Genomic DNA, 20,535 nt, shown 5'->3' with positions numbered 1-20,535 from the left:
AATTGGAATGCTATCCGGCTAATCTTCAAACATTCCAACTTCAAAACTTTTCAACTTATCGTACTACTCAGCTCTTTTTAAACCAAATTTCTCAATTTTACTGTATAAATGGCTACGCTGAATGTCGATTTCATCGGCCGTTTTAGAAACATTCCAATTGTTTTTCTCGAGCTTGAATTTAATAAACTCGCGTTCTGCATGATCTTTATAATCCTGAAAATTATTAAACGAATCGAAAGTAGAAGCAAGGCTTGAGCCGCCTGAGCTGGCAATCTGAGCACTGGTTGCAGCACCAATGTTTGTTCCACCGCCAGGGTTGGCAAAAGCACGCACATCATTTTCAGTAATTACTTTATCGCTCAAAATAATCAAACGTTCAATCATGTTGTGCAGCTCACGTACGTTACCTGTCCATGGTAAAGCTTGTAAGGCCGACATTCCGCCGTCGTTTATCTTTTTAACCGGCATGCCGTAATCGCCACAAATACGCTCTAAAAAGTTTTGCGCAATTACAGGGATGTCATCAGTACGTTCGGTAAGATGAGGCACATGAATATTAATTACATTTAAGCGGTGGTACAAATCCATACGGAAATTACCATTCTCAATTTCTTTTAATAAATCTTTATTTGTTGCGGCTAAAACACGCACGTTTACATCAATTTCCTTTTCGCCACCAACACGGGTAATTTTATGTTCCTGTAATGCACGAAGCACTTTTGCCTGAGCCGAAAGGCTCATATCGCCAATCTCATCCAAAAATAAGGTGCCGCCGTTAGCCAGTTCAAACTTACCAATGCGTTGTTTTACCGCAGAGGTAAACGATCCCTTTTCGTGACCAAATAGTTCGCTTTCAATTAGTTCTGAAGGAATAGCGGCGCAGTTTACTTCAATTAAAGGGCTTTCTGATCGGTTCGATTTTTCGTGTAACCAGCGGGCAACCAGTTCTTTACCACTGCCATTTGCGCCTGTAATTAATACACGGGCTTCGGTAGGGGCAACACGTTCGATGGTTTCTTTAATTTTCGAAATACTTTCCGATTCGCCCAGTATTTCGCGTGTTTTACTTACTTTACGCTTTAATACCTTGGTTTCTGTTACCAAAGTTCCGCGATCTAAACCATTGCGTACAGTAATTAGTAAGCGGTTTAAATCAGGTGGTTTGGAAATAAAATCGAAAGCGCCTTTTTTGCTGGCTTCGATAGCGGTTTCTACTGTACCGTGACCAGATATCATAATAAAAGGTAAATCGGGCTTAATGGCCTGGGCTTGTTCGAGCACCTCCATACCGTCCATCTTGTTCATCTTGATATCGCAAAGTACGAGATCATAATTCCCTTTTTTGATCATCTCGAGGCCATCAATACCATTATCGATATCTTCAACTTCGTAATTTTCGTATTCCAGAATTTCGCGTAAGGTACTTCTTATCGCTCGTTCATCGTCAATTATTAATAGTTTAGCCATTAGTGCTTTATTCTTTTATTTGAAATGCGAATATATTATTTTTTAATTAATGTATAGTTTTTTGTACAATTTATACGCTATAAACCCAAAAAGCTACGAAAGGTTTTACTGTTTAATGCTTATAATCGAGTTTGAACTTGCTTAAATCGGGCTTATGTTTTTTGCTTCTTTTTAATTCCACTTCATAAATACTTTTGCCCAGGTTTTTCATAAATGGAAAACAAACGGTATCGTATTCATATTTATTGTCGTTAAATATGCCGTCTTCATTACTATGTACGACTGCGGTTAAAAAATATTCGATGCCGTTTTTAAAATCAACGAAGTAAGAATTGTCGATAATATAACCGTAGCTGTCGCCATATTTATTAAAGATCCTGATGTTTGGATCCGGACTAATGTTCTCGCGGCCGTAATAAAGCATTTTAGCATAGGTAGGCCAAAATTCTTTCTGATCATATTTAGGAAAATCGCTTTCTGTTGGATATTTACTCATGTAGGTGTAAATGAGTTTATAATTATCAGCAGTTAATTTAAACCGTTCTTTTGCAGGAAATGCTTCCGGAAAAATCAGTTTTTGCATCAATTTCTGCTGATCGTTAATCGCGAAGGCATTTTTTCCGGCCAGGCTAAAGGGTTTGTTTACCAGTTTATCGGCGCTATCCAGGTAACCTTTTCCCATAGTGAGATTGGTTAAGCTCAGTTCATAATCTTTGGGGTCATACTGTGCCTGCTGATTGTACACCAGTTGACTGCTGTTATAGAATTTAACCGGATTGGAGTGTTTAGTTGATTCGCCTGCATCGCCTATGGCTAAACGGTTTAATATCCGGCTGTCGTTAAAGCCATATGCTTTTAGTTTCTGGTTAATTTCTGCACGACCAATAAATTCAAATAATCGGTTAAATGCATCATTATCACTGGTGAGCAAAATCTTTTTAACGTAATGAGCAACAGATGGCAAACCATTACTGGCGCTCGTATCTTTTAGTACTTTGGTTTGACCTTTAAAAGCACTATCTGTAACCATAATACTTTGTGCGGTTAAACAAGTGCTTTTTAAACGGTTTACTTTCTCCAGCGCAAAAATTACAGCCGCAAGTTTAACGGTACTGGCCGGATAAAAATAGTGATGAGGATCTAAATTATAACTGAAGGTTTTAAAGCTGGGCTTGTTTTGGGCATCGCGGTTAACCTGTGTGTACATAATTTGTATTTGGTTTTTATTCGGATGATTGAGCACAGCCGAAAAAAGTTCGGGTTTCGACTCCATCAGTTTCCTGAGAAACACGGTATCGGTTTTTTGCGCCATGGCAGATAAGCTGATTAACGAAAGTACAACAGTTAAAATTTTTCTCATGTGTTATAATGTGATTCCTAATTTAGCCTTTTCTGTTAAAACGACCATTTTCCATCATCCATTTTACATGTTGGTTAATTTTCTTACATTTGCGGCGCTTTTGGTTTCCGGCATTACGCCCGGAATTAAAAGGGAATACAGTGTAAATCTGTAACTGTCCCGCAGCTGTAAGCTCCTTAACGGGTTTCCAATCATTTGCCACTGTGCCGACTTGTCGGGATGGGAAGGCCGGAAAACCGGGAGTAAGTCAGAAGACCTGCCTTAGCATTATATTTCATAGCTTTCGTGGATTGAAGCTAGGGGTGAGGTACTTACGTTTTTCGTATTTTCATTTCTTTTCTATCTGTTGGCTGTGGGTTAAACTCACAATCAAATGATCAAAATTAAAGGTGTTTTACTAAGCACCAGGTTTTTCTTTTTGCTGGCACCGCTATTGGGCACGGGCATTCTTTTGCCTGCTATTTCAGTCGCGCAGATTGATACCGCAAAGGCCAATCAATTGCAGGATGTTAAAATAACAGAGTATAAAAACTCAAAGGTAAATTTATCGCCAACTCCGGTACAAATACTCATAGGGACGGAATTAAAACGCCTGAACAGTCTTTCGGTTGCCGATGCCATACGCTATTTCGCCGGTGTACAATTAAAAGATTACGGAGGTGTTGGCGGTTTAAAAACTATTAATGTAAGGAGCATGGGCAGCAACCATACTGCTGTTTTTTATGATGGTGTGCAGCTTGGAAATGCCCAAAACGGCCAGGTAGATTTAGGCAAGTTTTCATTAGATAACCTCGAAGAGATTGCTGTTTATGTTGGTCAAAAACCCGAATTACTGATGCCAGCCAGAAGTTATGCAGCAGCCAGTGCACTTTACCTTCGAACAGCACAACCTGCTTTTAATGAAGGGAAAAAGTATGCGTTGGGCGTTGGTTTAAAAACCGGCTCATTCGGATTGATTAACCCGAATATCAGTTATAAACAAAAAATCAGAAATAAAATCTCTCTCCTTTTAGATGCCAGCTATTTAGAATCCAACGGCAAATATAAATTCAGGTATAAAGAACTGGCTTACGATACCACCATTATCCGGAATAACAGCGATGTTAAATCGGCAAGGGTAGAAGCAACGCTGTTTGGCTTATTGCCTGATAGCAGCAAGTGGAACCTTAAATTATACAACTACAATTCGGCACGCGGACTGCCCGGGGCTATTGTTTCGAACAGGTTTACCTTTACACAGCGCCAGTGGGACGATAATAGTTTTGTTCAGGCTTCGTACCAGAATAAAAGAAGTGCCCGCTATAATTTTATGTTCAATACGAAGTATGCATATAGTTTTATACGTTACCTCGATCCCGAATTTAAGCAGCAAAACAGCTTTTTAGACAACCGCTTTACCGAAACGGAGTGGTACATCTCTACTGTTAATCTTTATAAAATATCCCGCATTTGGGAGGTTTCGCTGGCTACTGATTACAGTTTGCAACAGCTAGATGCCAATTTGTACGATTTTGCTTACCCTAAACGTAATACCGGTTTAGTAGCACTTGCGAGCGCCTTAAACCTAATAAGATTGAGTATACAAGCCAATGTTTTAGCAACCCTGATTGCAGAGCAGGTTAAAAATGGTAATCAATCAGCCAACAGGCAGGAATATACTCCGGCTTTAATGGCATCGTGGCAACCTTTTCAAACCAAAGATTTCCGCATTCGCAGTTTTTACAAATCCATTTTCCGGATGCCCACTTTTAACGACCTCTATTACACGTTTATTGGAAACTCCAAGCTAAAACCCGAATACACCAGTCAATACGACCTGGGTTTTACTTACGGACATACTTCAAACGGGAGGCGCCTTGCTTATTTATCCCTTCAGACTGATGCCTATTATAATCTGGTAAAAGATAAGATTGTAGCCATTCCAGGTAATAATTTAGGCAGATGGACCATGGTTAACCTCGATCGTGTGCGTATCAGAGGCTTCGAAACCAATATTCAAACGGTTTGGGATTTAGATTTACAGTTGAAGCTGAAGGCAAGTGCGAATTATACCTTCGAAAAAGCAGTAGATATTAGTACCACAGCCTTCAGGTATGGCGATCAGATTCCCTACATCCCTGTACATAGCGGATCGGCAAGATTTGGAATTGATTATAAAAACCTGGTGTTTAATTATGGTTACATCTATACCGGCGAACGATATAGCCAAAAGGCCAATATAGCCGCGAACTATGTTAAGCCATGGTACACCCACGATTTAGCTATTGGTGCAAATTTTTCTTACCACCAAAGCAGATTCTTCATCAATGCCGAAATCAATAATGTTTTTAACCAGTATTACGATGTGGTACTTAACTATCCAATGCCTGGTCGTAACTACCGACTTACTTTATCCGCTAATTTTTAAACCAATTTAAAATCACGATATGAAATACAAATTACACCACGTTTTAAAACTAACCGGCTTTTTGCTTTTAACAGCCCTGGCATTTGCCTGTAGAAAAGATACCCCGGTAGATGAAGACGCTGAACAGGGAGCCAAAACCCCATCATTAACCGTAAAGGGCTTATATGTTTTGAATGAAGGCAACTGGGGTTCTAACAAATCATCTTTAGATTACTATAGCTATGATGATGGGAAATACACGAGGAATATATTTGGCGCAGCCAATCCGGCTGTTACTTTAGGCCTGGGCGATGTGGGTAACGACATCAAAATTTACGGCGCTAAAATGTATGTTGTTGTAAACGGAAGCAATAAAGTAGAAATTTTAAATGCCAGCAACGCAAAGCAGGTGGCTAAACTGGATATCAACAACCCGCGTTATGTTACCTTTTATAAGAATTTCGCTTATATCACATCTTATGATGGCTATGTAGCCGTAGTAGATACCACTGCTTTGAGTACCATTAAAACTAAAATAACGGTAGGTAATCAACCCGAAGAAATGGCGGTTGTAGGTACCAAACTCTATGTGGCCAATTCTGGTGGTTACAACTATCCAAACTACGACAGAACTGTATCGGTAATTGATTTAACAACCAATACCGAGATTAAAAAAATTGATGTTGCCATTAACCTTCACCATTTAAAAGCCGATAAGTATGGTGATGTGTATGTGATTTCGAGAGGTGATTATGCAGCCATTGCTTCGTCGCTGTATGTAATCGACACCAAAACCGATGCTGTTAAAAAGAACTTCAATGTTCCTGTTAGCGACTTCTGGATTAATGATGATGACGCTTACCTGTTTTCTTACAGCTACGCTACCTCAAAATCAACCTACGTGAAACTTAACGTAAAAGATGAAACAGTTGCAAGTAATAATTTTATAACCGATGGTACTGAAGCTTCAATTACACTCCCTTATGGCATTGCAGTAGATCCAACATCAGGAGATATTTTTGTAACCGATGCCAGGGATTATGTTACTCCAGGTACCATTTACTGTTTCGATAAAGCAGGCAAAAAGAAATTTACGTTTACCACCGGCGATATTCCGGCACACATTGCATTCTTATTTAAATAACATAAACACACACAAAATGAAAAAATCAATAAACTATGCCATGGTTTTCTGTCTGTTCTTATTCAGTTGTAAGAAAGATAACGTACTCGGGCCTGATGTAAATCTACTGGTTAAAACAGATGCAGTACAAGCTAAGGTAGCGGTAGCAACCAATTTTAGCGCAGGTACAAACAATGGCCAGGCTTTTCAGCACGAATGGAAATTAGATGGCAAAGTGGTAAGTACCATTTACAACTATAACTTTACTGCCACAAAAGCCGGTACTTATGTTTTAGCGTACAAGGGTTATAACGAAGCTGGCGAATTTACACATACTTACACCATTACCGTTCCGGTTCCGGTGGTTGAGATTACACCTGCAAGCAGCAAATTTATTAGCCGGATTTTAGATTATTTACCTGCACCAGGGCAATTTGTAAACGAAACTTTAGGTAAACCAGAACAGGCGCAGAAATTAATTGGAAGTACCACTAACTTAATCTCTTTAGGTGGCTTTGGTGGCTACATTATTTTCGGTTTCGACCACTCGGTAGTTAATAACACAGGTAACGATCTTGCCATTTATGGTAACCCATCAGGTGCTCCTTATCATTTTTCTGAACCAGGCGTTGTAATGGTTAGTCAGGATAGCAATGGTAATGGCCTTGCTGACGATGAATGGTATGAATTGGCCGGAAGCGAGTACACCAAAGCTACAACCATTAAAAACTATGAGATTACCTATACCAACCCTAAAGCGTTTGCAAATGTAACCTGGAAAGATAACCAGGGAAATAGCGGCGAAGTGAAGGTTAATAATTTTCACAAACACAATTTTTACCCTGAATTTGCTGCAAATCAGGAAACAATTACGTTTAAAGGTACCTTATTACCGCCATCAACAGGTAAGGTAGGTAGTATTGTGATCAGTTCTCCTTTTGATTGGGGCTATACCGACAGTTATTCTACAGGCGATGATTACAAAACCAATCTGTATAACAGCTTCGATTTATCGTGGGCGGTTGATAAAAGCGGAAACAAAGTTGATTTAAAAACAATCGATTTTGTTAAGGTGTATACTGGCCAAAGTGCCGATGCAGGTAGCCTTGGAGAAATTTCTACTGAAGTTAAAGGTGCAGTTGATTTAGGGATCAAATAAATACGAGCATCTACCTATAAATAACGTCTCAATAAAAGAAGGCCTGCCTGGTGCAGGCCTTTTTCGTTTACATCGTTTTTAATAAATACTAACAAGAGTTAATCTGCATCTGGTTAGTTTAAAATATTTTCTTGCAAGACTCAAAACGTATCGAATTACATACAAATCATATCAAAAAAGACTGAAATCATGTCATGCAAGACCCAAAGCGTATTTAATTACATACAAAAAGTATCAAATTACACTGAAGAAGTATCATGCAAGACTCAAAACGTATCGAATTACATACAAATTATATCAAAGAAGACTGAAATCATATCACGCGACACTCAAAATGTATTGAATTACATACAAAACATATCTAATCATAATGAATTTGTATCAGGCTAGTTGGTTTCGGTAATTCGCCTGATACGTTTAATATTTAGTCATAAGCGCTTAGTCTTTATTTTATCTGCGTTCATCATTAAATCTGCGCGAAAATGGTTAGCGAATATTTCCCGCTGATTACACAGTAAAGGTCGCAGATTTAAAAGGTGATCGTCATTTCTCGATAACGGAAAAATTGCTCGTTTAGATCACAGGAAAAGCCCTGGTGCTAATAAATTTTACATTCTATTGTTGTTGTATTTTTTTTATTACATTTGCGGCGCTTTTGGTTTCCGGCATTACATCCGGAATTAAAAGGGAATACAGTGTAAATCTGTAACTGTCCCGCAGCTGTAAGCTCTGTAACGGTTTTTCTATTCTTTCGCCACTGCTCCGGCTCGCCGGAATGGGAAGGCAGAAAACCGGGAGTAAGTCAGAAGACCTGCCTCTAGCATTAATTTCGTAGCTTTCGGGGATTGAAGCTGGGTTTTGAAGTACTTAACGTTTACGTATTTTCATTTCTTTTTACAATCTGTTGGCTATAGGTAAAACTAACCATCAAAATGAACAAAACAACAATTTTAGCCGCTGCTGGTTTAGGTCTGGCGCAGCTAATGATTAGCCAGTTGGCTAATGCGCAGCAAAAAGACACTTTGCAGCTTAAAGATGTGGTAATTTCTGCCACCAAAAACGATCAAAAACAATCACAAACCGGTAAAGTGGTTAGCATCATCAGCAGAGAGGTGTTGGAGCGCAGCAACGGAAAATCATTACCCGATTTATTGAATGAGCAAGCTGGTATCATCATCAGCGGTGGAAACAGCAGTCAGGGTAAGGATAAGAGTATCTTTTTCAGGGGCTCGGCTAGCGGTTATACGTTGGTATTAATTGATGGAATTGTACAGAACGATCCTTCAAGTATCAGCGGAACATTCGATTTACGTTTATTCTCAATCGATCAGATTGATCATATCGAAATTTTAAGAGGTGGCCAGTCTACCATTTATGGTTCAGATGCAGTAGCAGGGGTAATTAATATTGTAACCAAAAAAGGCGGACCAAAAGGAAATACCATTTATGGTGTAGCCAGTGCCGGAAGTTTTGAAACGTATAAAGGAACAATTGGCTTGAATGGTGGTGTTGAAGGTTTTTCTTACAACATTAACTATACACACCTTAAAACCGATGGTATTTCGGAAGCGGTAGCGCCGGCAGGCAGCACAGCCGAATTTGATAAAGATGGCTTTAAAACGGATGGGGTTAATGCTAATTTCGGTATTCAACTGGATAAGCGCCTTTCTGTTAATCCGTTTTTACGTTATTTCTATGGTAACTATAAAATAGATGAAGGCGCTTTTGCTGATGGTTTACCAGCCAATAATTCGATATTGAAGCAGTTTAGCGGAGGTTTTAATGCCGAATACAAACTCAATACCGGAAAAATTACTTTAAACTATAGTCACGAAAGCAACTCGAACGATGTAAATTCGAGCTTCATGGGCTTTGCCAGTAATTTTGTAAATTACGGTAAAATGAACCTGATCGATTTATTCTACAATCAGAAATTGGGTAATAAATTAGATTTATTAGTAGGTATCGATAACCGCAAAACAAAACTGATTACCAATTCAAGCAATCCGACAACCAACATTTTTGCAGCTTATGGATCGTTGTTTTTACACGATTTAAGTGTGTTTAACCTTGAGGTAGGCGGCCGTTACAACAAACACGATCAATATGGCGAAAACTATACTTACTCGGTAACCCCAACCATCAATATCATTAAAGAAGTGAAGTTGTTTGGAACGGTATCTACAGCGTTCAAAGTGCCTAGCTTAAACATGCTTTTCGGACAATATGGAGCTAATTTAAACCTGAAGCCAGAAAAATCGCAGAACTACGAAGCAGGTGTAAACCTGAGCTTTGCCGATGATCAGTTTAGCTTGCGTGTAGCTGGTTTTAAACGCGATTTAACCGATGCTATTGTTTACACTACAGGTTATATTAACCAGGGAAACCAGAAATTTAAAGGAGTAGAGGTAGAGCCGGCAGTTAAGTTTAGTGTATTTAATGTTAATGGTTATTATGCTTATGTTGAAGGAAATACCGGAACTGTAGATTTCCTGATCCGCAGACCGAAAAATACTTTTGGTATTACAGCGGGTGCACAGGCAACTCAAAACTTATACATCAGCGCCAATTACCGTTACTTTGGTAAACGTTTCGATACCAATTTTATATCTTATTTAAACGAAGAGCTGCCATCGTATAAATTGCTAAATGCTTACGTAGAATATGCTTTGGCTAAAAAACGCGTAAAAGTATTCTTTGATGCCAAAAATATCCTGAATGCAAAATACAGTGAAATTATTGGCTACAATACACCTGGCTTTAACTTTAATACAGGCGTAAGTTTTAATATACGCTAATAAAAAATTAACTTTGCTTAAATAATAACCAAAATACAATGTCTCATTTAAAGTTTAATCCGCGCACCTTAATACTGCTATTAATGATATTGGTGATTACGGCTTTCCGTTTACTGGTAACATTTAATTCAGATGAACTGAAATTTGCTAATTTCTCCTCAATCGGAGCGGTTGCCTTATTCGGTGGTGCCTATTTTAAAGATCACGCCAAAGCTTTTGCTTTTCCGTTGTTGAGTTTGTTTTTAAGCGACTTTATTTTAGCTTCAACCATTTTCAGTAAATACAGTGGGGGTTCATTTTTGTACCAGGGCTGGTATTGGACCTATATTGCTTTTGCGTTAATGGTTTTAGTAGGTAGAATTCTGCTTAAAAATGTAAACGTGGTAAATTTATTGGCCTCAACATTAACTATTGTGCTTATCCACTGGTTGGTTACCGACTTGGGTGTTTGGATTAATAATCCGGCATATACCCAGGATTTAGCAGGTTACTGGAACTGTTTGGTTAAAGCTATTCCATTCGAAATTAGATTCTTAGAAGGAACAGTTATTTATGGAGCCTTACTTTTTGGCGCTTTCGAGATTTTAAAAGCAAAATATCCGGTATTAAAATTAGAAGCACAAGCTGCATAATAATACCTTTTAAAAATAGAAATCCTCTTTTGACTCAGTTCAAAAGAGGATTTTTTTTAACTTAGAATATTCAATTACATTTTACCTTTTCCATTTTACATCAAATGAAAGTCGTTTCTTTTTTACCCGCTGCCACAAAAATGATTTACGATATGGGCCTTCAGGATTACCTGCATGGTGTAACCTTCGAATGTCCGAAAGAAGCAGCAGATCAACCCAAGGTAGTACGCTGTATCCTGGAAGGTAAAAACTATTCGAGTATAGAAATCGACCGGATTTTTTCTGCATCCAAAGCACAGGGCAAAAGTCTGTATTGGGTAGATGATGCACTTCTGGAAAGCATTGCGCCTGATGTTGTATTTACGCAGGATATTTGCGAAGTATGCAACATAGATACAGTTTGTACCGAAACTGCAGTAATGAAACTGAGCAAGCAGCCAACTTTGGTGCCGCTTTCGCCCAATAACCTGCAGGATGTTTTCGAATGCGCCATTACCATTGCCAGGGCATTGGGAAAAGAAGAAGTAGCTTTTAGCTATCTGGCAGGATTACAGCAGAAAACCGATCAGATTTTAGATAAACTGCGGGAAAGCAAATCACCTTTGAAGCGTGTGATGCTAATGGAATGGATAGAGCCTATATACAATTGCGGGCACTGGATTCCCTTTCAGATTGCAGCAGCAGGAGGGGTTGATATGCTTTCTAACCCTGCAGGCGATTCGATTGTTACCCCATGGGAAAAGATTGTAACGTATAATCCTGAGGTTTTGATTATTGCACCTTGTGGCTTCGATCAAAAACGCAGCCTCGAAGAAATGAGTTTGCTTACAACTAAAACGGGCTGGAATGATTTGGAAGCTGTAAAAAACAATCAGGTGTACATTGCAGATTTTGATATGTTTACCCAGCCTAGTGTAGGCACTCTGGTAGAAGGTATTGAAGCTTTAGCCTGTATGTTTCATCCGCAGATCTTTAAAGCAGATGAAAGGATAGCTAAAAAGTTTATCAATTATGCTCAATCACTTCAATCCGTATAATCATTAAATCAGTGTAATCTATTAATCGGTGTAATCATCTTATGAAATTAGTTGTTTTAACAGGAGCGGGGATTAGTGCCGAAAGTGGATTGAAAACTTTTCGGGATTCGGACGGTTTGTGGGAAGGATATAACGTGTACGATGTGGCTACTCCCGAGGCTTGGGAAAGAAATCCGGAGTTAGTACAGGAGTTTTATAACGAAAGAAGACGGCAGGTGGTAGCGGCTCAACCCAATGCAGCGCATTACATACTCGCGGAACTGGAGAAAGATTTCGATGTAGAGATTGTTACCCAGAATATAGACGATTTGCATGAGCGTGCCGGATCAACTAAGGTTACGCACCTGCATGGCATCATAACCCGTTCGCAATCGAGTTTGCGGCCCAGTTTAACTTACCCCATTGAGGGAACAGAAATTAAAATGGGCGAACGCTGTAAATTAGGTTCTCAGTTACGGCCTCATGTAGTATGGTTTGGCGAAGCTGTGCCGATGATTGAAGTGGCTGCTAAAATCTGCAAACAAGCTGATTTATTTGTGCTGATTGGGACTTCACTGGCAGTTTATCCCGCAGCCGGACTAATCGATTTCGTTCCGCGAGAAGTAAAAAAATACATTATTGATCCTAAAACCCCTGATGTTAAACGATATCAGCATGTAATTACCATTGAGCAAAATGCCGTAAACGGGATGGAGCAGCTGAAAAGTATTTTAACAAATGGATAAGAAAATCTGCATTTTCAACTGGAGTGGCGGTAAAGACAGTACACTGGCACTCCACTATGCCCTTCAGGACCCCACAATCGAAATCAGGTACATGGTTACTACTGTTACCGAACAATACAACCGCGTTTCGATGCACGGTGTTAGAGAGGCTTTGCTGATTAGACAAGCCGAAAGCATTGGTATTCCTTTATATCAGATCCGTTTGGGAGAAATGCCCGATATGGAAACTTACGATAATACCATGCGTACCCACCTCAGTAAATTTAAAGCAGAAGGTATTACGCATTCTATTTTTGGTGATATTTTTCTGGAAGACCTTCGTTTATACCGTGAAAATAAGTTGGCAGAAATTGGTCTCAAAGCTATTTTTCCGCTTTGGCAGAAAGATACAAGGCGACTGATCAGCGAGTTTATAGGTTTGGACTATAAAACCATCATTGTTTGTACGCAGCAAAACCTAAAAGATATATGTGGAAAAGTAATCAGTGAGGATTTGATTAATAGCCTTCCCCTTGAAATTGATCCCTGTGGCGAAAATGGTGAATTTCATACTTTCGCTTTTGAAGGGCCTGTGTTTAAACAAAAAATCGCTTTTTCAGTCGGTGAGCAGGTTTTTAGGACTTATAATGCGCCTGCAAAAACTGCTTCAGAAAGTGATTCTCCCTGCTCGACTACGGAGCTTTCGGGCTTTTGGTATACCGATTTAGTTGAATAATTTTCTTTTATAAAACATTTTGGCATCATTTTTTCTTTAGTATCTGTAATTAACTAAAATCGCACATGCAAATGAAAATTGTTTGGCAGGTTAGGGGCCAGACAAACGTCATTTAAAACTAAAAGTTATGAAAAAGATATTCGTGGTAATCGCACTAAGCTCAGTAATGTTTGCCTGTAACAATAAGGCCAAAGAAGAAGCAGCATTAAAACAACAACAGGCAGAAAAGCAGTTGGCTATTAAAGCTGTAAAGGATAGTTTAAGATTAGATAGCTTTAAAAAAGCAGAAGTAGCTAAAGTAGAACAGGAAAAAGAAGCTAAACATCAGGCAGAACTTGCAGCGGCAAGAAGGGCTGGAGCTAATTCTTCAAGGTCATATGCAAGCTCAGGTGGTAGTTCGAGCGGTGCTTACGGTGGTACACAACCAACAGCTAAGAAAAAAGGCTGGAGTGATGCTGCTAAAGGCGCTGTAATTGGCGGTGCTGCCGGTGCTGTTGGTGGTGCTTTAATTGATAAGAAAAAAGGTCGTGGCGCCATTATTGGTGGCTTAGTGGGCGCTGGTGGTGGTTATTTGATCGGTAGAGGGGAAGATAGAAAATCAGGTCGTGTTCAGCCTAAGAACTAACAGGTTACTTAATATAATAAAAGCGTTGCGATGTAAAAATCGCAACGCTTTTTTTGTGCACCATAAAATCATTTCTATATTGCGCAAAAAAAAAAATCCTCATGACAGACCAAACTTTAGCTGATAAAGGCCAGATTCAACATTTTGTAATGTTCTGGTTAAAACCACAGTTAACCAAAAGTGAAATAGCCGATTTTGCCAATTTCTTCGAAAGCCTGAAGCCCATTAAATACATTAAAACTTTAAGTTATGGTTTGGCCGCAAATACACCCGTACGTCCGGTTACCGATAATTCGTTTACTTACTCTCTAACCATAACCTTCGCAAATATCGAAGATCATAATGCTTATCAGGAAGATAAGACACATCTTGATGCTGTAGAGAAATTCTCGAAAAACTGGTACAGGGTAGTGGTACACGATACGGTGATTGCTTAAGATCAAACCCAACCTATATTTCGGTAATCGTCATCTCGACTGAAGCGCAGCGAATGGAGAGATCTTTAAATATAAACCCAATAATATCATTGTCATTTCGATCTGATAGCTATTGAATAGAGCCTGCCGGTTCTTCGGTTGCGAAGTCGAGAAATCTATCTATACAGATTTCTCGACTTCGTTACACTTCGAAATGACGTTTCTGTACCAAACCTCCCATATATTTGGCAAAATAAGCAGTCGGAATTATATTTTGTGTATATTGTTAATTGTCATTATATCAGTATTTTAAATTTGTTTAATTAAACTAAATGCTGACTTAAATGTAGTTTTGTTTCTCTGAAACAGCTTAAATTTCAAAATATAATTTTGATTTATATATTAATAATCAGTAAATCAGCTATTTACGTATTTAATATTGATGCCTGTTATAAGCGGCTGTAAAATCGCTCCGCATTAATTTAAAGCGTTCAATAACTGTTGTGATAAATGCTTCGTCAAGTATTTCGAATACATCATTTACACCCCCTCCACTCAGGTCGAGTTCGGCTAATTTATAGCTTTGCTCGAAGGAGCCTTGTTCAAATTTCACAATGTATTTCTGGTTCATAGAAAAGATGGTGATTTTACACTCAGGGTGTGGTAATTCTGCTATAACTCTCATTTTAAATAATTTTAGGTTTGGTGGGGTTAACTTGTGGTTGGTAATCGTTAATCGGTATGCCGTTTAGTTTACCGTAGCTGGTTATGATTTCAAAACGCGCAAATAGTTCTTCTTTGTACCATTGGCGTGCTCTGGTTAGTTTAATCACATCGGCATGGTCAAAAGTTTTGTAGGCATAATTTTTTACGCTTTCGGCATTTTCCCAGATGGAGAAAGTAGCCTGATCCAGAAAAGGATTTTCTCCAATGCCTGCAGCGAGGATAAATCCGGGGGCAGTCCTCATGGCATCGGAAGCTCTTTTAATGTTTTGCCTGAACTCTTTCAGACGGTTAAACCGGATCGCAGCCCGCGTAATCACAGCAATTTTTCCGTTGTATTCGTTATTGTCTTTGTCACTCTTAAAAGGTTCTTTTTTAGACCATAAGCCATGGCTTGATAAAGGTTTTAATAAGGTGGTGCAGCTTTCCAGACCAAAGAAGTTAAACCATTTTGTTACCAGCGAATTGCGGTAAAAAGCTTCGCAATCTTCCTGGTACTCCCAGGTGGTAAGTAATGCCCAGTGTTTGAAATCGGTAGCCAGATCAATCTCTGCATTTTTGCCACTACCCATTAATTTCCAGAACCTGCATTTTTTGTTGAGCCACAAGGGTAAACGCAAAACAGCCATGCCTATAAAAGCAAAGGGAATGGTAAGGCCACGAAATTTTGTAATGGTTAAGGCTGTAATCAAAGCAGTCGAAGTTTTAACTGCCAAAACTAATGAATTTAAGGATAGGTTATCGTTCAAAATTTCGTCATTAAATCTGCAATAGCATTGCTTATTGCAAATCATCATTAACTTTGGTTATAGAATTAGTAAGATGGCAGAAGATTTAACAATAACCCGAAATACCTCAAAAGAGGAACAATATCAATCCATTATTCCTCAAATAGAAGCTTTACTGGATGGCGAAACCGACTTTGTAGCCAATATGGCTAACGTTGCTGCTGCATTAAAAGAACAGTTTGGGTGGTTTTGGGTAGGTTTTTACCTGGTGAAACAGGATGAATTGGTTTTGGGGCCATTTCAGGGACCAGTTGCCTGTACTCGCATAAAAAAGGGAAAAGGCGTTTGTGGTACTTCATGGGCAAAGGCCGAAACCATTATTGTGCCTGATGTGGAAGAATTTCCGGGGCATATCGCCTGTGCTTCGGCGTCAAAATCTGAGATCGTGCTTCCTTTAATTGTAGCAGATGAAGTAATTGGTGTGTTAGATGTAGATAGCGAAGTATTGAATAAATTTGATGATACAGATCGACTTTATTTAGAGCAGGTTATTGTTGTTTTGTTAAATAATTTATCGATATAATTTTTGAAACTGGAAACCGAATATTACCTGAATGAAGATGTGGTTGCGCTCGCAAAAGATCTGTTGGGTAAGGTGTTGTACACGAAAGTTGATGATCAGATTACCGCAGGCATAATTGTCGAAACGGAAGCTTACTTTGGTGTAAAGGATAAGGCGTCGCATGCATATAGTGGCCGTAGGACAAACCGCACCGAAACCATGTATGCGAAAGGCGGGGTAGCTTATGTATATCTTTGCTATGGCATGCATCACTTATTCAATATTGTCACATCTGTAGAAAACGAACCGCATGCTGTGTTAATCAGGGGTATCGAACCACTGGTAGGTATTGATGTAATTGAAGCGCGCCGCAAAATGCCTTATACAAAAGGAGCAATAGCGGCCGGTCCGGGTTCTGCCGCAAAGGCATTAGGGATTGATAAAGGTTTTAATGCAAAACACTTAGGTGGTGACGAAATCTGGGTAGAGGATCATAATATCCGGTATGAAGAAGCAGAAATTGCGGCTTCACCAAGGGTTGGTATCGCCTACGCGCAAGAACATGCTTTATTGCCGTGGCGCTTTTTTGTAAAAGGCAATAAATATGTAAGCAAGCCAAACAAAGTTTAATAACATAGATACTTCCTAAGGTATTAAGCAATAATTGCTAGCAGGACTGGAAACATTACTTGCTTTTTTTGTAATATTGAGAAGGTGAATTTCCCTAATAACGACGTGCTATCTAATTAAAACAGCTGAAATGATTAATTACAACCCTAAAGATTGGTTTACTTTTATTTTTCATATCCATAAAGCCGATACCTTCCGTAAACTATGGCCTTTGATGTTAAGTGTGGCTGCGTTTTCGGGTTTGGTTTCTTTTCTGGAGCTCAATATTTTTAAGTTATCCAAAAGCGATTATGTGAGTAACATCGGTATGATGCACAGCTTACTGGGGTTTGTAATCTCCATGCTGCTCGTATTTAGAACCAATACTTCTTACGACAGGTGGTGGGATGGTAGGAAGTTACTTGGTGGACTAACCAATGTAAGTCGCAATTTTGCAATGAAGATTAAAGCGTTAAAATTACCGGAAGAAGATTTAAAGTTTTTTGAATATGGTATTCCTAAATACGCATTTGCCTTAAAAGAGCATTTAAGGGAAAAAAAGTATTTTGGCAAAAACAGCTTTTTGATCGAGGTTGAGGAGCATAAACATATTCCTAACCAGATTGCTAGCAGTATGATTTCGAGACTTTATAATTTGCTCGAAAGAGGGTTGGTTTCGCAGGAGCAACTAATTGTGCTTACTAATGATGTAAACCAGTTTACTGATATTTGTGGTGGTTGTGAAAGGATCAAGAATACGCCTATTCCGTTTTCATACAGTGTGTTTATCAAGAAGTTTATTTTTGTGTATGTGCTTACCATTCCAATTGGCTGGGTATTTAGTTTAGGCTATTACCTGGTGCTGATTGTTCCCTTTATTCTCTATGTATTAGCGAGTTTGGAGTTGATAGCTGAAGAAATAGAAGATCCATTTGGTCAGGATGCGAACGATTTGCCGGTTGATCAGATTTGCACCAATATAGAAAAACATGTAGAGGAGATTTTAAGCTAATGATTAAAATTGCCTGGCATCAATTATATGCGCATCCTTTACCGGAAGGGCACCGTTTCCCCATGCTAAAATACGAGTTGATACCCGGTCAGCTTTTGCATGAAGGTACCATATCGCAGGCCAATTTGTTTCATCCCGATTGTGTTGATGAAGCCACAGTTCGTTTAACCCACCAAAGGGAGTATTGGGAGCAATTGCGCGATTTAACCCTTTCACTCCGCGATCAGCGAAGAATTGGTTTTCCGCTAAATGCGCAGCTGCTGGAGCGCGAACTCCGTATTGTACAAGGCACGATTGATGGTGCGCATTATGCCAAAGCGCATGGTATAGCTTTTAACGTAGCCGGCGGAACACATCATGCTGGTAGTAATTGGGGCGAAGGTTTTTGTTTGTTAAATGATCAGGCTGTTGCTGCTAACTATTTATTAGATAGTAATTTGGCTAATCGTATATTAATTATAGATTTAGATGTGCATCAGGGAAATGGTACTGCCGAAATCTTCCAAAATGAGCCTAAAGTATTTACCTTTTCCATGCACGGCGATAAAAACTTCCCGTTCAGGAAAGAGCTGTCTGATTTGGATATAGCCTTGGAAGACGGTCTGAAAGACGAAGCTTATCTTGCACTTTTACATGCCAGCCTAAAAAAGGCTTTTGAAAGATCAAAGCCCGATTTTGTTTTTTACCTTTCGGGGGTTGATGTACTCTCTACCGACAAACTGGGGAAGCTGGCTTTAAGTAAGGCCGCCTGTAAAGAACGAGACAGGGTGGTACTGCAGGCTTGCAAAGATAAAGGCTTGCCTTTACAGGTGAGTATGGGTGGTGGTTATTCGGCAGATATTAAAGAAATTGTAGATGCACATTGCAATACCTACAGGCTGGCTTTTGATTTATTTGCCTAGGCTGTTACGCCAAAACTATAATATCCTTATCTTCGCGCCGATATGTTGGAGATTATTTACGAGGATGAAAACCTGATTGCAATCAACAAACCACACGGCTTGCTGGTTCACCAATCGTCTATTGCGCGTGATGCTACCGAGTTTGCCTTGCAGATGCTTAGGGATCAGGTGGGTAAACATGTAAGTCCGGTACACCGGCTGGATAGAAAAACAAGCGGAATCTTATTGTTTGCTTTTGATAAGCTATCTGAAATTACTATGCATCAGCAATTTATGAATGCTAAAACCGATAAAAAATACCTCGCCATATTAAGGGGCTTTACACCTGATATGATGGATATAGACTATCCTTTAGCTAAAGAGAATGGAACCATGCAAGATGCCTTTACCTCTTTTAAAACATTGCAAAGGGCAGAAGTTGATGTTGCTTTTGGTAAACATCCTACCTCACGGTATTCGCTCGTTGAGGCATGCCCTAAAACAGGACGGATGCATCAGTTGAGGCGCCATTTCAGCCACATTTTACATCCCATTATTGGCGATAGGACGCATGGCTGTAATAAACAGAATAAGTTTTTTAAAGAACAGTGGGATATGACCACCATGTTGCTGCACGCCTCTGAGCTTTCATTCATTCATCCGGTTAGTCAGAAACAAATACATCTTAAAGCTGGTTTACACGATGAATTTAAAAGGGTGATGGATTTTATGAAAATGGAACGCTAGCACAATTTTTGCCTTCAAAATCAGTTTATATAGCATCTATGATTAAATACTTACGTTTTTCCCTTCCGGTTTTAGCACTTTTTGTAGCCAGTTGTTCTTCAGTTTACATGCCCAACGTTCCAAATACCCCGATGCTTAGTAAGCAGGGAGAGTTTAGCGGAGGCGGTCACATTTCTTTAAAGGGTAATGCCAGTATTAATGGTGCCTATGCGGTTTCCGATCACATTGGTGTACTTTTTAGTGGATCAACCATGAACAGTGAAAGAAAAGCCAAAGATTTCGGACATAAACTGATTGAAATTGGAGGAGGGTATTTCGATACTTTTGGTCCGGATAATAACCGCATTATTGAAATTTACGGCGGTGTTGGAAAAGGCTGGAGTGATATTACTTTCCGTGATTTTAAGGATGATGTTTTAGTTAGCAGCGAATTACAGGAGGTAGATTACCGCAAAGCATTTTTGCAGGTTAATTACAGTTCTAAAAAGAAAAATAACCTGCATTTGTTCGGAAAGGATTTTCCAATCAATTATGGGACAGCGTTGAGGATTAGTCACGTAAAAATGGATCGTTTCTTTTTAAACGGAGTAGTTCAGCCAAAAGAAGATAATATTTTCTTTGAGCCTGTTTTCTTTACGCGTATGGCTTTAAGTAAAACTTTCCAGCTCCAATATACAACAAGTAGTAATATTGGCTTAAAGAGTCGCAAATACATGTCGGCGGGCAATTCTATCTTTACTATCGGAGTTGTGGTTAATGTGGGTGGGAAGTAGGTTGGTTTATTAGTTCATTTGTCAATGGTTCATTGGCTGCAGTGAGCTCATTTTCAG

20 protein-coding genes and 2 riboswitches are annotated in these 20,535 nt (G+C 39.2%); of the genes, 16 read left to right on the top strand and 4 right to left on the bottom strand.

Annotated features, from left to right (window positions below; translation table 11 throughout):
• Positions 1–63 precede the first annotated feature (63 nt).
• Together DBR40_RS19860 and DBR40_RS19855 are read right to left on the bottom strand one after the other, a co-directional pair.
• On the bottom strand, positions 64–1,467 hold the full coding sequence (locus tag DBR40_RS19860) for a sigma-54-dependent transcriptional regulator (protein ID WP_124561493.1): 1,404 nt from the start codon (positions 1,465–1,467) through the stop codon (positions 64–66).
• Positions 1,468–1,579: 112 nt separating this feature from the next.
• Positions 1,580–2,827, bottom strand: a complete 1,248-nt coding sequence (locus tag DBR40_RS19855) for a serine hydrolase (protein ID WP_124561492.1) — start codon at positions 2,825–2,827, stop codon at positions 1,580–1,582.
• Positions 2,828–2,911: 84 nt separating this feature from the next.
• Positions 2,912–3,106: riboswitch (cobalamin riboswitch) on the top strand.
• Between the two features lie 94 nt (positions 3,107–3,200).
• On the opposite strand from DBR40_RS19855, the gene DBR40_RS19850 reads away from it, so the two are divergent.
• From DBR40_RS19850 to DBR40_RS19805, 10 genes are all read left to right on the top strand, one after another.
• Positions 3,201–5,234, top strand: a complete 2,034-nt coding sequence (locus DBR40_RS19850) for a TonB-dependent receptor plug domain-containing protein (protein WP_124561491.1) — start codon at positions 3,201–3,203, stop codon at positions 5,232–5,234.
• 19 nt (positions 5,235–5,253) lie between these two features.
• Entirely contained in the window at positions 5,254–6,357 is a 1,104-nt protein-coding gene (locus tag DBR40_RS19845) for a YncE family protein (RefSeq protein WP_124561490.1), read from the top strand.
• Between the two features lie 16 nt (positions 6,358–6,373).
• Positions 6,374–7,495 carry a PKD domain-containing protein gene (locus tag DBR40_RS19840; protein ID WP_124561489.1) on the top strand — a complete coding sequence of 374 codons (1,122 nt, stop codon included), beginning with the start codon at positions 6,374–6,376 and terminating at the stop codon, positions 7,493–7,495.
• 639 nt (positions 7,496–8,134) lie between these two features.
• A riboswitch (cobalamin riboswitch) is annotated at positions 8,135–8,329 on the top strand.
• Between the two features lie 98 nt (positions 8,330–8,427).
• A complete protein-coding gene (locus DBR40_RS19835) occupies positions 8,428–10,293 on the top strand; it encodes a TonB-dependent receptor plug domain-containing protein (protein WP_124561488.1) in 1,866 nt (621 codons plus the stop codon).
• Between the two features lie 38 nt (positions 10,294–10,331).
• The gene (locus DBR40_RS19830) at positions 10,332–10,925 is read left to right on the top strand and encodes a DUF6580 family putative transport protein (protein ID WP_124561487.1); all 594 of its coding nucleotides are present in this window, start codon (positions 10,332–10,334) and stop codon (positions 10,923–10,925) included.
• A gap of 104 nt (positions 10,926–11,029) precedes the next feature.
• On the top strand, positions 11,030–11,962 hold the full coding sequence (locus tag DBR40_RS19825) for an ABC transporter substrate-binding protein (RefSeq protein ID WP_124561486.1): 933 nt from the start codon (positions 11,030–11,032) through the stop codon (positions 11,960–11,962).
• 41 nt (positions 11,963–12,003) lie between these two features.
• Positions 12,004–12,687: an SIR2 family NAD-dependent protein deacylase gene (locus tag DBR40_RS19820; protein WP_124561485.1), complete on the top strand. Its 684-nt coding sequence runs from the start codon at positions 12,004–12,006 to the stop codon at positions 12,685–12,687.
• Complete coding sequence (locus DBR40_RS19815) at positions 12,680–13,402, top strand: diphthine--ammonia ligase (protein WP_124561484.1); 723 nt, start codon at positions 12,680–12,682, stop codon at positions 13,400–13,402. The genes DBR40_RS19820 and DBR40_RS19815 overlap by 8 nt, the downstream gene beginning before the upstream one ends.
• A gap of 127 nt (positions 13,403–13,529) precedes the next feature.
• On the top strand, positions 13,530–14,027 hold the full coding sequence (locus DBR40_RS19810; protein ID WP_124561483.1) for a YMGG-like glycine zipper-containing protein: 498 nt from the start codon (positions 13,530–13,532) through the stop codon (positions 14,025–14,027).
• Positions 14,028–14,128: 101 nt separating this feature from the next.
• Positions 14,129–14,464: a Dabb family protein gene (locus DBR40_RS19805; RefSeq protein ID WP_124561482.1), complete on the top strand. Its 336-nt coding sequence runs from the start codon at positions 14,129–14,131 to the stop codon at positions 14,462–14,464.
• Positions 14,465–14,876: 412 nt separating this feature from the next.
• Here DBR40_RS19805 and DBR40_RS19800 read toward each other — a convergent pair whose 3' ends face one another.
• Positions 14,877–15,128: a hypothetical protein gene (locus tag DBR40_RS19800; RefSeq protein WP_124561481.1), complete on the bottom strand. Its 252-nt coding sequence runs from the start codon at positions 15,126–15,128 to the stop codon at positions 14,877–14,879.
• A 1-nt stretch (position 15,129) separates the two neighbouring features.
• Entirely contained in the window at positions 15,130–15,882 is a 753-nt protein-coding gene (locus tag DBR40_RS19795; RefSeq protein WP_233603942.1) for a DUF3291 domain-containing protein, read from the bottom strand.
• A 106-nt stretch (positions 15,883–15,988) separates the two neighbouring features.
• Between DBR40_RS19795 and DBR40_RS19790 the strand changes: the two genes are divergently transcribed.
• The 6 genes from DBR40_RS19790 to DBR40_RS19765 all read left to right on the top strand — a co-directional run bounded on the left by DBR40_RS19790 (position 15,989) and on the right by DBR40_RS19765 (position 20,478).
• Positions 15,989–16,477, top strand: coding sequence for a GAF domain-containing protein (locus DBR40_RS19790; RefSeq protein ID WP_124561480.1), 489 nt, complete (start codon positions 15,989–15,991; stop codon positions 16,475–16,477).
• A 3-nt stretch (positions 16,478–16,480) separates the two neighbouring features.
• A complete protein-coding gene (locus tag DBR40_RS19785) occupies positions 16,481–17,086 on the top strand; it encodes a DNA-3-methyladenine glycosylase (protein WP_124561479.1) in 606 nt (201 codons plus the stop codon).
• Positions 17,087–17,216: 130 nt separating this feature from the next.
• Entirely contained in the window at positions 17,217–18,077 is an 861-nt protein-coding gene (locus DBR40_RS19780; RefSeq protein WP_124561478.1) for a bestrophin family protein, read from the top strand.
• Entirely contained in the window at positions 18,077–18,979 is a 903-nt protein-coding gene (locus DBR40_RS19775) for a histone deacetylase (RefSeq protein ID WP_124561477.1), read from the top strand. The genes DBR40_RS19780 and DBR40_RS19775 overlap by 1 nt, the downstream gene beginning before the upstream one ends.
• 42 nt (positions 18,980–19,021) lie before the next feature.
• Positions 19,022–19,705: a pseudouridine synthase gene (locus DBR40_RS19770; protein WP_124561476.1), complete on the top strand. Its 684-nt coding sequence runs from the start codon at positions 19,022–19,024 to the stop codon at positions 19,703–19,705.
• Between the two features lie 38 nt (positions 19,706–19,743).
• Complete coding sequence (locus DBR40_RS19765) at positions 19,744–20,478, top strand: hypothetical protein (RefSeq protein WP_124561475.1); 735 nt, start codon at positions 19,744–19,746, stop codon at positions 20,476–20,478.
• Positions 20,479–20,535 lie beyond the last annotated feature (57 nt).

The organism is Pedobacter sp. KBW01 (genome assembly GCF_003852395.1).
In the GTDB taxonomy this organism is placed as follows: domain Bacteria; phylum Bacteroidota; class Bacteroidia; order Sphingobacteriales; family Sphingobacteriaceae; genus Pedobacter.
This window is presented reverse-complemented; position numbering and strand designations above follow the sequence as displayed.